Origin of the sequence: Flavobacterium sp. Root901 (assembly GCF_001429765.1) — a bacterium.
Lineage (GTDB): Bacteria > Bacteroidota > Bacteroidia > Flavobacteriales > Flavobacteriaceae > Flavobacterium.
On sequence record NZ_LMJB01000009.1, the window covers coordinates 310,575 to 325,375 of the forward strand.

The 14,801-nt window shown below is 29.0% G+C and carries 15 protein-coding genes; all 15 read right to left on the minus strand.

The window, feature by feature from the left end; genetic code table 11:
* Nucleotides 1–14: 14 nt before the first annotated feature.
* The 15 genes from ASE21_RS18765 to ASE21_RS18835 all read right to left on the minus strand — a co-directional run bounded on the left by ASE21_RS18765 (nt 15) and on the right by ASE21_RS18835 (nt 14,799).
* Nucleotides 15–872 (minus strand): glycosyltransferase family 2 protein, encoded by an 858-nt coding sequence (locus tag ASE21_RS18765; RefSeq protein WP_128414725.1) that lies wholly within the window; start codon nt 870–872, stop codon nt 15–17.
* A gap of 4 nt (nt 873–876) precedes the next feature.
* Nucleotides 877–1,800 carry a glycosyltransferase family 2 protein gene (locus ASE21_RS18770; protein WP_057124245.1) on the minus strand — a complete coding sequence of 308 codons (924 nt, stop codon included), beginning with the start codon at nt 1,798–1,800 and terminating at the stop codon, nt 877–879.
* Between the two features lie 8 nt (nt 1,801–1,808).
* Nucleotides 1,809–2,642 (minus strand): glycosyltransferase, encoded by an 834-nt coding sequence (locus ASE21_RS18775; RefSeq protein WP_057124246.1) that lies wholly within the window; start codon nt 2,640–2,642, stop codon nt 1,809–1,811.
* Nucleotides 2,639–3,640 (minus strand): glycosyltransferase family 2 protein, encoded by a 1,002-nt coding sequence (locus ASE21_RS18780; RefSeq protein ID WP_057124247.1) that lies wholly within the window; start codon nt 3,638–3,640, stop codon nt 2,639–2,641. Before ASE21_RS18780 ends, ASE21_RS18775 begins: the two co-directional genes overlap by 4 nt.
* Nucleotides 3,613–4,512, minus strand: coding sequence for a glycosyltransferase family 2 protein (locus ASE21_RS18785; protein WP_057124248.1), 900 nt, complete (start codon nt 4,510–4,512; stop codon nt 3,613–3,615). Before ASE21_RS18785 ends, ASE21_RS18780 begins: the two co-directional genes overlap by 28 nt.
* A 19-nt stretch (nt 4,513–4,531) precedes the next feature.
* Nucleotides 4,532–5,797 carry a polysaccharide ABC transporter ATP-binding protein gene (locus tag ASE21_RS18790; protein WP_057124249.1) on the minus strand — a complete coding sequence of 422 codons (1,266 nt, stop codon included), beginning with the start codon at nt 5,795–5,797 and terminating at the stop codon, nt 4,532–4,534.
* A 45-nt stretch (nt 5,798–5,842) separates the two neighbouring features.
* Nucleotides 5,843–6,703: an ABC transporter permease gene (locus ASE21_RS18795; protein WP_057124250.1), complete on the minus strand. Its 861-nt coding sequence runs from the start codon at nt 6,701–6,703 to the stop codon at nt 5,843–5,845.
* A gap of 158 nt (nt 6,704–6,861) precedes the next feature.
* On the minus strand, nt 6,862–8,829 hold the full coding sequence (locus ASE21_RS18800) for a polysaccharide biosynthesis protein (RefSeq protein WP_057124251.1): 1,968 nt from the start codon (nt 8,827–8,829) through the stop codon (nt 6,862–6,864).
* Between the two features lie 88 nt (nt 8,830–8,917).
* On the minus strand, nt 8,918–9,802 hold the full coding sequence (rfbA, locus tag ASE21_RS18805; RefSeq protein WP_057124252.1) for a glucose-1-phosphate thymidylyltransferase RfbA: 885 nt from the start codon (nt 9,800–9,802) through the stop codon (nt 8,918–8,920).
* Nucleotides 9,803–9,869: 67 nt separating this feature from the next.
* The gene (rfbD, locus tag ASE21_RS18810) at nt 9,870–10,718 is read right to left on the minus strand and encodes a dTDP-4-dehydrorhamnose reductase (protein WP_057124253.1); all 849 of its coding nucleotides are present in this window, start codon (nt 10,716–10,718) and stop codon (nt 9,870–9,872) included.
* Nucleotides 10,718–11,266: a dTDP-4-dehydrorhamnose 3,5-epimerase gene (rfbC, locus tag ASE21_RS18815; protein WP_057124254.1), complete on the minus strand. Its 549-nt coding sequence runs from the start codon at nt 11,264–11,266 to the stop codon at nt 10,718–10,720. Before rfbC ends, rfbD begins: the two co-directional genes overlap by 1 nt.
* A 4-nt stretch (nt 11,267–11,270) precedes the next feature.
* Nucleotides 11,271–12,419 (minus strand): DegT/DnrJ/EryC1/StrS family aminotransferase, encoded by a 1,149-nt coding sequence (locus tag ASE21_RS18820; protein WP_057124255.1) that lies wholly within the window; start codon nt 12,417–12,419, stop codon nt 11,271–11,273.
* Nucleotides 12,412–13,032, minus strand: a complete 621-nt coding sequence (locus tag ASE21_RS18825) for an acetyltransferase (protein ID WP_057124256.1) — start codon at nt 13,030–13,032, stop codon at nt 12,412–12,414. Before ASE21_RS18825 ends, ASE21_RS18820 begins: the two co-directional genes overlap by 8 nt.
* On the minus strand, nt 13,019–13,624 hold the full coding sequence (locus ASE21_RS18830) for a sugar transferase (protein WP_057124257.1): 606 nt from the start codon (nt 13,622–13,624) through the stop codon (nt 13,019–13,021). Before ASE21_RS18830 ends, ASE21_RS18825 begins: the two co-directional genes overlap by 14 nt.
* A complete protein-coding gene (locus tag ASE21_RS18835) occupies nt 13,612–14,799 on the minus strand; it encodes a glycosyltransferase family 4 protein (RefSeq protein WP_057124258.1) in 1,188 nt (395 codons plus the stop codon). Before ASE21_RS18835 ends, ASE21_RS18830 begins: the two co-directional genes overlap by 13 nt.
* Between the last annotated feature and the right edge of the window lie 2 nt (nt 14,800–14,801).

A 14,801-nucleotide genomic window follows, 5' to 3' on the forward strand; every position in this document is an offset into this window, starting at 1 on the left:
AATTTCTTATTTATCTATTTTTTATAAAACAATAAAACTCTTTTAATAAATCTATAAGGCGTTAGAATTCCTTTTCCTAATTTATAATCAATTGTTTTTCTAAGATTATGCGAACCTAATTCTAAAGCTTGCATTTGTGAAAAAAGATTCTCAATCATTAATTCATGATAAGTATTCCATAAATCTTTATGTTTTATATATATATATTTGTATAATTCATATTTATGAAATTTATTAGCCTGCGAATTTCTCGATTGATTTTTTTTTCTGTAGTTAAATAGATATTCTTCTATTATGACAGTTTTCCATCCGGCTTTTGCTACTGAAATATTAAATTCCCAATCCTCATAACCCTTTTTCATTTTTTCATCATAACCACCTGCATCGAACCAACATTTTTTTCTAAATAAATAATTTCCAGAAGCACTATTAAAAAGAATCAAAGTCTCTAAATCACCTCCCGGAATTTTAGACATCTCTACAATTCCCTTATCATTAAAAATCTTAATCCAGCAGCTTATTATTCCTATCTTTTTATCGATAGAGATATAATTTAATGCTTTTGAAATAAAAACAGGATCAAAATAATCATCGGCATCCAGAGTCAGAATATAATCTCCTTTTGCATGATTTATTCCATTGTTTCTTGCAGCACTTGTTCCTAAATTTTCCTGATACAGGATTGTCAAATTTTCTTGAGTTATAGCTTTAAGAATATTTTTTGTCTTAATATCTGATCCATCATCTACAATAATAATCTCAACATTTTTATGCGTTTGATTATTAATTGAGTTTATTGCTTCATGAATATATTCATGATCATTATAACAAGGTATAATTACAGATACTAGATCATTCAAATTTGACATCATATTTCTAATTTAAATATTTCTTTCCTGGCTTTCTGTTTTGCAAAACGCTTAATTCTATACTTTCTTTGTTTATGAGTTGATATTTAGTCTTATTAATTAGGTACTCTTTAAAATTAAATTTCAACAAACTAAAAATTGATTGTTTAAAAAAATAATTTCTTATTCTGGTAATTTCTTCATAGTCTTTTGAATTTACATTAGCATATTTTACACGTATTCTATTCAAAAATTTATTATAATATTTTGCAGAACCTTTTATAAAATCAATTGTATTATTATTATCACTATTGTGCTTTATAATTGTTTTTGGCGTAATACCAATTTTTAAATTATGATATAATACTCTTTGACAAAAATTATCATCTTCTCCATAGAGAAAAAACATAGGATCAAATCCTCCTACAATTTCAAAAGTTTTTTTAGGTATAAACCAAGCTGCAGCATTTATCATTTCGATTTCATAAAGCTCTTTCATATCTTTATTTAATATTGAATCGGAAATTAGATTATTTCCTTGTCGATTTATATAATATAAAAAACTCATGTCTAATAAATCTCCATTTCCATCTGAATGGATAGGGCTTACTATTCCAAAGTCTAAATTTCTACTTGAAACTTTTAATAATTTCTCAACAGTATCTTTTTGTATAGTTGTATCTTGGTTTAATAAAAATATAAAATCACTATTTAATTCTAATGCCAGCGAAATACCTAGATTATTAGCTCGTCCAAATCCTAGATTTTCATTAGATTCAATAAGTTTGATTTTTTGAGAATAATTATTTTTTAAAAAAGCATTTGTATTGTCTGTACTGCAATTATCAACAATTATAATTTCTGGCAATAAAGTACTTTCCAGAATAGAATCTATACAATTTTTTATCCATTTCATACCATTGAAGGTAACAATGACTAAGCTTACTTTCATTTTTAAATTTAAATTAATCTACTGACAATATATTTCCCTAAAATAAAATTTATTTTTAATGAAATGCTGAATTTAAAGACTGACAGAAGATAGATTAAGCCTTTCTTTTTGCCTAAGATATATATACAATGATCTATATATTTTTTCCCAGCAAAGATTTGTTGTTCTAAAGTAGAATTATTACTTCTTAAACTCTGTTGATATTTGTTATGAAATGACTTTATCGAGAACAACCAATCTTTATTTAATACACCTATTGACAAATGTTCTATTAAAATTTTCTTGGTTACCCCAATTTTTTTCCCTCTTGTTTTTACCTTACAAGACAAGCTAAGATCATAATTATGAAAACCAGTTAAATCTACATCAAAAAACAAGTCCTTTTCACTTTTTAAAGCCATGAAAACTCCATCGATCACTAAAACTTCTTCTAAATTATCATCTGTAAACCCAAAAAATTGTTTTTCAATTTTATTCTTTTCATGTTGGATGAGATTGACTACTTTATACTTGTTTTCACAATCCCACCATCCTGTTGGATATTGAGTTTTAACTTTTGATCCTGCAATTCCGATAAGAGCAAAATTAGCGTTTTCCTTAAATTCCGATTCTAAAATTAATCCCCATTCTTTTGTATGAAATATAATATCATCATGAATGAAACATAATATATCTCCTTTACTTTTTTTAATTCCTAAATTATAAGCTTCGAAAATAGAATAATCGGATTTGGAATTATCTATTAACACTAATTCATGTTGATTTCCGATTGTATTATTTATATTTTCAGCTAATTCTGGTGAAAGAGCTTCGGTACGGCTGCATATAATTAGAGAAATCATTTAGAAAAGATTAAAATATTTTTAAGTCGTTTATAAAAAGGATATTTTTTCACAAATACATCAAAAATTCCAATTAATATTAAAATCGCCTTCCACTTCTTTTTATTGTTGAATAAAATCAAAGCTTTTTCATACTTTAACAATTCAATTATTTTTTTATTCTTTTCAAAAATCTGCTTTTTGTTAACAACAGGGATTGGATGTAAATAATTAACGATTGCTTTTCGCATTTGAAGATCTATATCAATAAGCGATATTTGCTTTTGAGATTTTGAAATACGTGCTATAACACTATTATCATGATATCTAAAATTGTTAATCGATTCAGCTAAAAATGAAATCTCCTGATTAATAATTACCTGAAGATATATAATCCAATCCCCACAATATCTAAGCGCTGGTGTATTAATTAATTGATCTGAAATTTCTAAGTTATCTTTGCGAAATAAAACAGCACTTGCATTTGGAATTACATTTTTCTTAATCAAATATTTTTCGATAAATAAATTACCTTCCATAACAAAATTTTCAGCAAATTGTTTAGTATCTAAATCATCCGTATATGTCTTCCAATTGCCAATAATCTTATCATTTATATCTACTTTATTAGATTGACAATACGACAAAGTAATCTGATCATTTAATAATAATGGCTTAATTGCAGATTCTAAAAAAAAAGGATCACAGAAATCATCAGATTCTGCAATCCAAATAAATTTACCTTTTGCAAGTTGAATTCCTTTTTTCCATTGAACAAAAGTATTCCCTGAATTTATTTCATTGAAAATACAATGCTTTACATGATCATTTTTTGAATATTTTACTAGAATATCTTTACTGTTATCTGTACTGCAATCATCTAAAAGAATTACTTCAAAATTATAATATGTTTGATTAAATATGCTTTCTAATCTTTTTTCAAGAAATTTTGCATGATTATAATTGGGTAAAATTACAGATATAAGAGGATTCATTTTTCGATTATTTTCTTTCTCCATCTTCTCAATAATATATATATCAATTTTCTTGTAGAATAATTTCCTACTGCATTTTTTTCAACACATAAAACTGGGGCATATCTATTCATAATATCATGCAATGCCTGATATATTTCTCTTTCATACTTAAAATGATAGTATTCATTTATTCTATGATATAAATCTGCTCTATAGTGTATCATTCTAAAATCTTTATGGGTTATAGAAACTCCTAATCCAAAAACTCTATAAACACTCATCACTTCTTTAAAAAGAAAAAATTTACCAAATTGAAATAGATAAGAAGCTAGCGCAATATCTCCACTTTTAACGTGTAAAAATTCTTGCGGAAAAACATTATTTTCTTCTAGAAAAACATTTCTTAAAACAATCGATGCAGTCGGTATGTTCCAGTTATATAATAATCCATACATATTGTATTCATAATCAATGACTTTAAGTTCTTGATCAACAAACTTATTCTTACCGTTTTCAAGTGTAAGAAATTGACATCGATGAAAACACATTACATAATCAGGATTTGCTTCTAAAAAACTTATTTGCTTTTTTAGCTTCAAAGAATCAGTCCAATAATCATCTCCTTCACAAATTGCAATAAACTCACCTTTACTTGCCTGCAATACAAACTGAGAATTTAGCATCATACCAATATTTGACTCATGCTTAATATAGTTAATCCAATTACTTCTAGGATGATTTTCTATAATTGAATTTACAATTTCATCTGTTGCATCAGGTGAGGCATCGTTGGAAATAATCAATTCAACCTCAAAGTCAACTTCTTGCATTAAGACACTATTTATTGCTTCTTCAATAAATTTATCGTGACCATAAGTTATCATGCATACACTGACTTTTATGTTTTTTGACATTCTATTTGATTTAAATATTTTATTGTATTTTCCATTCAAATTGTGGTCTTATATATCCGGGTTCCCTACCCATATAAGTTCCTAATTCCCTACCAGAATCTACAACTGTAAAAGCAATAATATCATTTTCAACAAAAATTGGCTGTTTTGAGTCTTCAACAATGAAAAGAGATAAAAAGTATTGTCCGGATTGAAAAAATGATTTTGGAAAATTACAACTTAAATCATTTATGCCATTCTTTAAAAAAAAATTTCCAGCATTAGAAAATGAGAACATGGCTTCGCCAATTTCATTATATAAATGATATGTTATATGGTATCTTTTTGCATCCTCTACTTTTATATTTATTTTAGTATTCAAAATGATTGATTCATTTTCCTGCAATACATCATCAGAACTTCTTTCAAAGTTTTTTAAAGAAATTTCAATTAATTTAAACACTGGAAAATCGTATTCATTACCAAATGTTTTTAAATTCATTGTTTCCGCATTCCCGCCAAGATAATAACTTACAGCATTTTCTATCTGGCCTTCAAAAGCAACCTTTCCATGTTCCAATATAATCCCTCTTGTACATAAACTTTTTACTGCAGCCATATTATGACTTACAAATAAAACTGTTCTTCCTTCTCCTTTAGAAATATCCTGCATTTTTCCAATTGCCTTTTTCTGAAATTCAGCATCGCCGACTGCTAAAACCTCATCAATAACCAAGATTTCCGGTTCTAAAAAAGCCGCGACAGCAAATGCCAGACGAACCGTCATCCCGCTGCTATATCTTTTTACAGGAGTATCTATGTAACGCTCACAACCTGAAAACTCGATAATTTCGTCAAGTTTAGAAGCAATTTCTTTTTTAGTCATTCCGAGGATTGCACCGTTTAAGAAGATATTTTCACGACCTGTCATTTCACCATGAAATCCAGTTCCAACTTCTAATAATGAAGCAATTCTTCCACGAGATTTTATAACTCCGGTTGTTGGTGCTGTTACTTTTGAAAGTATTTTTAAAAGTGTTGATTTTCCTGCCCCATTTTTACCAATGATTCCTAAAACTTCTCCACGTTCTACTTCAAAATTAATATCCTGAATTGCCCAAACATATTCTGACGTTCCTTTAGTTGAACGGTCATTTGTATCACCAATTTTTAAATATGGATCTTCTTTACCACGAATTTGATGCCACCATCGGTTTAAATCGTGAGTTAACGTACCTGTACCTACTTCTCCCAAACGATATTGTTTTGAGATGTTCTCGGCTTTTAAAATAATATCTTTTTCCAATTATACTTTTATTTTGTCTTAAATACGATTTATTAAAGCATTGATTTAAACTGTATCAATAAAGCTTTTTTCTGTTTTATTAAAAATCAAAAGACCCAGAAAAAATATAATTATTGTAACTGCCACAGTAAAGCTTAATCCAATTATCGAAATTTCACCCACATTAAGAAGCATATAACGTGCAGATTCAATAATATAAGCAAGTGGATTATATTCTACAATCCATCCATAGGCTGGTAATTTTGCTTTTATAAGTTCCATTGGGTACATAACGGCAGACAAATACATTAGCAGCTGTATTCCAAAGGCCACTAAATAGCTAAAATCACGATATTTAGTCACCATTGAAGAAATCAACATTCCTAATCCCAGTCCTAGAATCCCCATATTAATGATTAATAATGGAAAAAAAAACACGGTTGCATTAAGAGTTAATTTATCTCCTTGCAAATAATAAAAAATATAAAATGCAATAAAAATCACAAGTTGAATTCCTAATTTGATCAAATTTGAAATTACAACAGAAAGAGGTGTAATTATTCTCGGAAAATAAACTTTACCAAATATACTGGCATTGGCTTTAAATGTGTCTGAAGTTCCATTTAAACATGCTGTAAAATAATTCCAAACTGTTATTCCTGCCAAATTAAATAAAAAAGGCCTAACGATTCCTGTGTTAATACCAGCAACATTATTAAATATTATGGTAAATGTTATAGATGTAAATAAAGGTTGAATCAGATACCAAAGCGGGCCTAATACTGTTTGTTTGTATACTGTAATAATGTCTCTTTTCACAAAAAGAAGTAATAAGTCTCTGTATTGCCAGATTTCTTTAAAATTTAATGAAAAGAACTTATTTTTTGGTGTAATTTCAAACAGCCAATTATTAGAATTATTATTCATTTTATATTTCTATAATTTTTTAAATAGTTTTAAATTTTACTAAATCTCAAAATCCAATTTGATTTAACAAGATTTTTAGTCGCTTATTATTTGATAAAAAAGCAAAAAGGCGTTTTAAAAAAACACCTTTTTATAATACCATATATTTTTTGCGAAAATTATTTATCCAGAACTTCAAAAGCTGAATTCATACTTTTAAATTCGGGAACAATTTTTTTCATCTTAGCTACTATATCTTCATTATCATAAAAATCTGCGATTCCGATTAATTCATCTATATCAGTATGGAGATTTTCGTATTCATCTTGTATTTCCTGAGCTATCATAATTTTATTATGATAGGTTGGCAGTGTTTTAGAAGTATCATTTAACAATTCTTCGTATAACTTTTCACCAGGTCTCAAACCAACAATTTTTATTTTAATTTCTTTATCAGGAATAAACCCTGCAAGCTTAATCATTTTTTTAGCCAAGTCGATTATTCTTACGGGTTTACCCATATCAAAAATATAGATCTCACCACCATTACCCATTGCCCCAGCTTCCAAAACTAACTGACAAGCTTCAGGTATAGTCATAAAATATCGAATAATATCCTGATGCGTAATGGTAACCGGACCTCCTTCTGCAATTTGTTTAGTAAATAAAGGCACAACAGAACCATTAGAGCCTAATACATTACCAAATCGTGTTGTAATAAATTTTGTAACTCCCGGTATATTCTCTTTTTGATTTTTCAAAAATAATGATTGAACGTATTTTTCTGCAATTCGTTTACTGGCTCCCATTACATTACTTGGATTCACAGCTTTATCTGTAGAAACCATCACGAATTTTTTTACGTGATATTTGCACGCTAAATCAGCTAGATTTTTAGTTCCTTTTATATTTGTTAATATAGCTTGCGATGGATTTTCTTCCATCAATGGAACATGTTTATAAGCAGCTGCATGAAAAACTACATGAGGATTATAATTTTTAAATACTTTTTCTAATGCCTTTTTACTTTTTACATCAGTAATTACTGCTACAATTTTTGCAGTTGTATCCATGCTTAGTGTTTCTAAGCAAAGATTATGTAAAGGAGTTTCTGCGTGATCTAAAATAATAACTGTTTTTGGATTAAATCCAAGAACCTGCCTTACTATTTCACTACCAATTGACCCAGCAGCTCCAGTAATAAGAATGGTTTTATCTTTTAACTGTTTAGAAATCGACTTACTGTCTAAAACTATAGGTTTTCTCTCTAATAAATCTTCAATCTGAATATTTTTTACTTTTTGAGAAATCTCTTTTTGATTTTCCCAGTCTGAAATTAGAGGAACTGTATAAACTCTATAATTAAATTCAAGACATTGATCAACAATAATCAATTGTTCATCTTTTGATAAACTTTTATCAGCAATAATAACACCTTCAGCTGCAACAGAACGCATTAAGGCTGGAAGTTTTTTTCTTAAAATCAAAATTGGTAAATCCAACATCCTCTTAGAGGCATTTTGATTGTTTTTATCTACAAAACCAACAATTTTAAATCGGGATGGAGTTTCAAATTTTAACGCATTTGCTACAGAAATAGCGTTTGCATCAGTTCCATAAATTACTGTTCGTATAAGTTTTGAATTTGTTTTTTCTGAAAAATATAATTCAAAAGTTTGCTTTACAATTACACGATATAAAAATAATCCACAAAAAGACAAAACCAGATTTATGAATAATGCTGTATTTAAAAATGCTTTTTCACCTGTATACAATTCATAAACCAAATTGACAAACAAAAAGAACACCAAAACTGACATTTGCGAGAATAAAAGTTTTATAGCGTCAATATAGGATGAATGCCTTATGATACCTGAATAAGTTCTAAAAAGCCAAAAGAAGAATACATTAACTATAATTAAACTTGAAACAAAATAAAAGTCATGTGCAACAATAATATAGCCTAATGCTGTGCCTTCGAACAGCATATAGGTAAATGTAAAAGAAAAAAGAAGCACCATAATATCTATAGCAACGATAATCCACCTTGGTAAATAACTAAGGTTATTAATGTTTGCTCTCAAATTCCTTGGAGAAAAAGAATTGTACAAAAAGGATGCTATTTTAGTTGGTTTATCTGTATCCAATTTTTGATTTAATTAAATTTTTAACAGACTTGTCTGTTTTACAAAAATACGAATTAAAGGATTATAAATTTATTAATTTTTTTTGAAATTAAATTTTAACCCCATTTTTCTTTTGTTTTAAAAGTTCATTCAAATATTCTCCATAACCGGATTTAACTAATGACAAAGCTAAACTCTTCAATTGTTCATCATTAATAAAGCCTTGTCTCCATGCCACTTCTTCAATGCATCCAACTTTTAAACCTTGTCTTTCCTCGAGAACCTGAACAAAATGCCCCGCTTGCATTAAACTGTTAAAAGTTCCGGTATCAAGCCAAGCTACCCCTCTTCCTAAAACGCCAACTTTTAAACTTTTCTTTTCTAAATAAATTTTATTTATATCAGTTATTTCATATTCTCCTCTTGCACTTGGTTTTATATTTTTAGCAACTTCAACTACTGAATTATCATAAAAATACAATCCTGGAACTGCAAAGTTTGATTTTGGCTTTTCTGGCTTTTCTTCAATACTAATTGCATTTAAATTTCCATCAAATTCAACAACACCATAACGTTCAGGATCTGAAACATGATATGCAAAAACAACTCCCCCATTAGGTTTAGTGTTAGATCTCAATAATTCCTGCATTGTAGCTCCAAAGAATATATTATCCCCCAAAATTAATGCAACATCATCGTTCCCAATAAAATCTTCGCCAATAACAAAGGCTTGTGCTAAACCATTTGGAATTGCTTGTTCTGCATAACTAAATTTACATCCTAAATTAGAACCATCACCTAATAATTTTTTAAAACTTGGCAGATCATGAGGTGTTGAAATAATCAATATTTCATTGATTCCTACCATCATCAATGTAGACAATGGGTAATAAATCATTGGTTTGTCATAAACAGGCATCATCTGCTTACTGACTGCGAGTGTTAAGGGATGTAAACGTGTTCCTGAACCTCCAGCTAAAATTATTCCTTTCATAATATCTTTGAGTTTTTTAGATTTTAAAAATTTGTTACTAAATGCTGATACAAATCTTTAGATTAATCTATATAATGAACATTTTTTCTAAACTATCTTTATAATCAGGAATATCAACGTTATAAGTTTTTTTTATCTTTATTTTACTTAACAACGAAAATATTGGTCGTTTTGCAGGAGTTGGATAAGATGATGAAGGTATTCCATAAACTTTACAATTGTACTTTCCAAACTCTTTTATAGCCAACGCAAATTCATACCATGTTATTTCACCTTCATTTGAATAATTGTAAATTCCTGGTATCCATTTTTCAGATTCAACAATATCAATAATTACCTGTGCTAAATCAGCGGCATAAGTAGGAGATCCTACTTGATCATTGACAACATTAATTTGATCTTTTTCTTTCATTAATCTCTGCATTGTTTTAACAAAATTATTGCCAAATTTGCTATAAACCCAAGAAGTTCTAATTACAATTGAGTTTGGATTTTCTTTAACACAAGCTATTTCTCCGGCTCTTTTACTTTCACCATAGATATTAATAGGATTTGTTACAGCTTCTTCATTTAAAGGAGTTGATGAAGATCCGTCAAACACATAATCTGTCGAAATGTGTAGTAATTTCACATTATTACCCTCAGCATATTTAGCGATTGATTCAACTGCTAAATGATTAATTGTAAAAGCTATTTCTTTTTCTGTCTCTGCTTTGTCTACTAATGTGTATGCTGCGCAATTCAGGATAATATCAGGTTTAATTTCATTTAACTGCACTTTCAGCAAGTTAACATCATCAAGTGTAACTTTGCTTCGATCTGCAAAAACCCAATTATAATGTAAATATTGTAAGGACAAAACATACAATTCAGAACCCAATTGACCATTCGAACCAGTTACAAGTATCTTCTTCATTAAAATAAACTATTGCATTCCTGAATAAAAGGTAGATTTTGATCTTTTTCTGAAATAATGGCTTTATTTAAATCTATCATCCAGTCAATATTTAATGACGGATCATCAAATTTAATACCTCCTTCGGAAGCTTTATTGTAAATCTGATCACATTTATACATTACAGAAGCGGTTTCACTTATGACTGAAAAACCATGTGCAAAACCTTGTGGTATTAATAGTTGCTTTTTATTCTCGGCTGATAATAAAACACTGAATGTTTTGCCGTAAGTTCGTGAACCTATTCTCAAATCAACTACAATATCTACTATTTCGCCTTGTAAAACACGAACTAGTTTAGTTTGAGCAAATGGTGGATTTTGATAATGCAAACCTCTCAAGGTTCCATATCGTGAAAATGATTGATTATCCTGAATGAAATCAATTTCAACACCTAAGTCTTGAAATTTAGTTTTGTTGTATGATTCAAAAAAATAACCTCTTTCATCTCCTAATATAATAGGTTCGACGATAAGTAAACCTTCAATAAATGTTTTTTCAATTTTCATTTAATTAGAATTTCACGTTAAAAAAATCGTCTAAAACTGCCTGTATTCTTTTTCTATCTTCATCACTTAAATTTGATCCAGAAGGCAGACACAACCCATTTTCAAATAATTTTTCAGACACTTTTTTACCATAATATGGATACTGTTCAAAAACAGGCTGCAAATGCATTGGCTTCCAAAGAGGCCTGCTTTCAATATTAGCTGCTTCAAATGCGACTCTTAAATTTTCTCTTGTCTTTCCCTTAGTTTTTGCCGAATCGATTGTAATGGCAGACAACCAATGATTTGAAAAATAATCATTATTTGGTTCTGTAAGAACCTCAACGCCTTCAATATTATTAAAGTAATTAGCATAAAATCTATTCATCTTTCTACGAAGTTGTATATGATTGTCTAAAATTTCCATTTGTCCACGACCAATGCCTGCGCAGATATTACTCATTCTGTAATTATATCCAATTTCACTATGTTGATAATGAGGTGCATTATCTCTAGCCTGAGTAGAAAGAAAAACTGCTTTTTCTTTTATCTCTGATTTTTTTGTTACAATTGCTCCACCTCCAGACGTTGTAATAATTTTATTTCCATTAAAAGAAAGAATTCCTATTTCGCCAAAAGTTCCACATTTCTTATTTTTAAAATAACTTCCTAGTGCTTCTGCACTATCTTCAAGAACAGGAATGTTATACTTTGCAGCGATATTATTAATATCATCAACTTTGTAAGGCATTCCATAAAGATGAACTGCAATGATTGCTTTTGGTTTTTTTCCTTTCGAGATTCTGTCAATAATAGCATTTTCTAGTGAGATTGGACATAAATTCCATGTATCACTTTCGCTGTCAACAAAAACAGGAGTTGCCCCTAAATATAAAATTGGATTTGCAGATGCTGAAAAAGTCATACTTTGGCAAATAACTTCATCACCAGTTTTAATACCTAATAGAATTAGCCCTAAATGAATAGCAGCTGTTCCTGAACTTAGTGCACCTACTTGAACATTTGATCCCAAATATGTTTCTAAATCTTTTTCGAAACCGTTGACATTTGGTCCTAATGGAGCTATCCAATTTGTATCAAAAGCTTCTTTCACATATTTTTCTTCTGTTCCTCCCATATGTGGAGATGACAGCCATATTTTTGAATTATTCATTTTTATGATTATATTTTATTATTTTGCCTGGATTACCAACAACAACAGCAAAATCCGGAATATCATCGATTATTACCGATCCAGCTCCTATCGTTGTCCATTTTCCAATTTTAACACCTTGTATAACGCAAGTACCAATACCAACATGTGTTCCCTCTCCTATTGTAACGTTTCCTGCTAGAGAAACATTGGGAGAAATATGGCAATAGTCTGCGATGTTGCAATCATGGTCAATTATTGAACCCGTATTAATAATACAATGCTCACCTATATTTACAGAAGCATTTATAACGACTCCCGCCATAACAACAGAACCTTTATCAATTTTTGCACTTTCAGATATGATTGCTTTATTATGAAATGCAACAGCAAAGTGAGCATTAATATTTGAAGCAATTTTTTTTCTAGTCTCATTATTTCCTATCGAAATAATAATTTTATCTCCTGGCAAAATTTCTGTTTTAGAAAATTCAATTACAGGAATATCCATAAGAAAATTATTTTTTGGATAGTCATCCAAAATTGCTCCAACTTTATTGTTTATGCTTTTTAATATCTCAATAATTACTTTGCAATGACCGCTTGCTCCATATAAATATTTAACACTCTCCATTAAAACGATCTATAGTTGCAACATTTGCTGCATTAATTCCTTCACTTACAATTACTTTTTTAAAAGTTTTCAGAATAATTTTTAAATCTAACAAAAATGATAAGTTTTCAACATACCAAACATCAAATGTAAATTTATCCTGCCATGAAATTGCATTTCTTCCATTTACTTGTGCCCAACCTGTAATACCTGGTTTGACGTCATGTCGTTGTTTTTGGAATTCGTTATACAATGGTAAATATTCCGGTAGTAATGGACGAGGACCTATAATACTCATATCACCTTTTAGAACATTTAATAATTGAGGTATCTCGTCTAAAGATGTTTTTCTAACAAATTGACCAATCTTCGTTATTCGTTCTGCATCTGATAATAATTCTCCTTGAGAATCTTTCTTCTCGTTCATGGTTCTAAACTTTATTATTTTAAAAATCTTACCACTTTTCCCTGGACGGTTTTGAAAAAAAAATGGTTTTCCTTGATTTGCAAAACATAAACCTATTGTTACTATAAAAAAAATTGGACTCAGAATTAGAAAACCAATAAATGCAACTAAAAAATCAAGTGCGGGTTTAAAAACTACTTTGTACATAAATTTTCTAATTTTTTATATTCATCTAAAATAGCATCCCAAATGACTTTTTGATCATAGCGAGATACGATCATTTCTCTAGATTTCTCTTTTAAAGAATTTTTCAATTCTGAATCACTAATCATTCTTTTCATACTATCATATATCGATTGGGCATTTTTTACAGGCACGATTATTCCATTAATTCCGTCTTCAATAATTTCATTACATCCATTTATATCAGAGACAATAGATGGTAAGCCCATAGCGCCTGCTTGCATTACAACATTTGGAAATCCTTCTCGATAGCTAGGAAAAACTAAACAATCGCTAATAGCAAAATAAGAACGAACATCTTGCTGGAAACCAACTGAAAGAATTTTTGAATTTTCTTTAATAATCTGAAGGGTATTCAAATCCAATGGATCTAATTCTTCTTCAAAAGGACCAACAAGAATTAATTTAGCATTACTATAATCCTTACTAAGTTCATTGAAGGATTTAACCAGTTCATTTATACCTTTATCAGAAACAAGTCTTCCAACAAAAATAAAAACAAAATCTGTTGGAATAATATTTAAATGTTTTGCTAATAAAGTTTTTTGTTCTGATGAAATTAAGTTTGCATCAAAATGATTGGTGTTAATTCCATTTGAACTTCCATTTCCTAAAACTTTTAATTTTGCTTTATCTGCAAATTTATTTTCTACTATAAAATCATACAACCCTTTTGAGTTTGGATATACATTTGTAGCAAATCGATAAGTTAATTTTTCTACAAGATTTAATAACTTTCTTTTATTTCCCGTGGCTTCCATTAATGGTAAACCTGCAACAGTATGTAGTCTAAAGGGTACTCCAGCAAACTTTGCAGCAAGCATTGAAATAATACCTGCTTTTGGTGTATGAGAATGGACTATAAAAGGTTTTTCTTTTTTTAAAATAATATATAATTTATAGAGGGATTTTAAATCTTTCGCAGGCGAAATTTTTCTAGTCATTTCTACCGACAAAACCCGAATTCCTTCATCTAAATTAACATCTGACAGTTCTTTTCCAGCAGATGAAATTCCGATTACTTCATAATAAGAAGACATAAATCTATTTTGCCCTTTTAATAAAGTTTTTAATGATAATGGAACAGTCGTAATACGTATTAATTTCTGTTTACTTTTACCTGAAATTATTTGGTTCATTT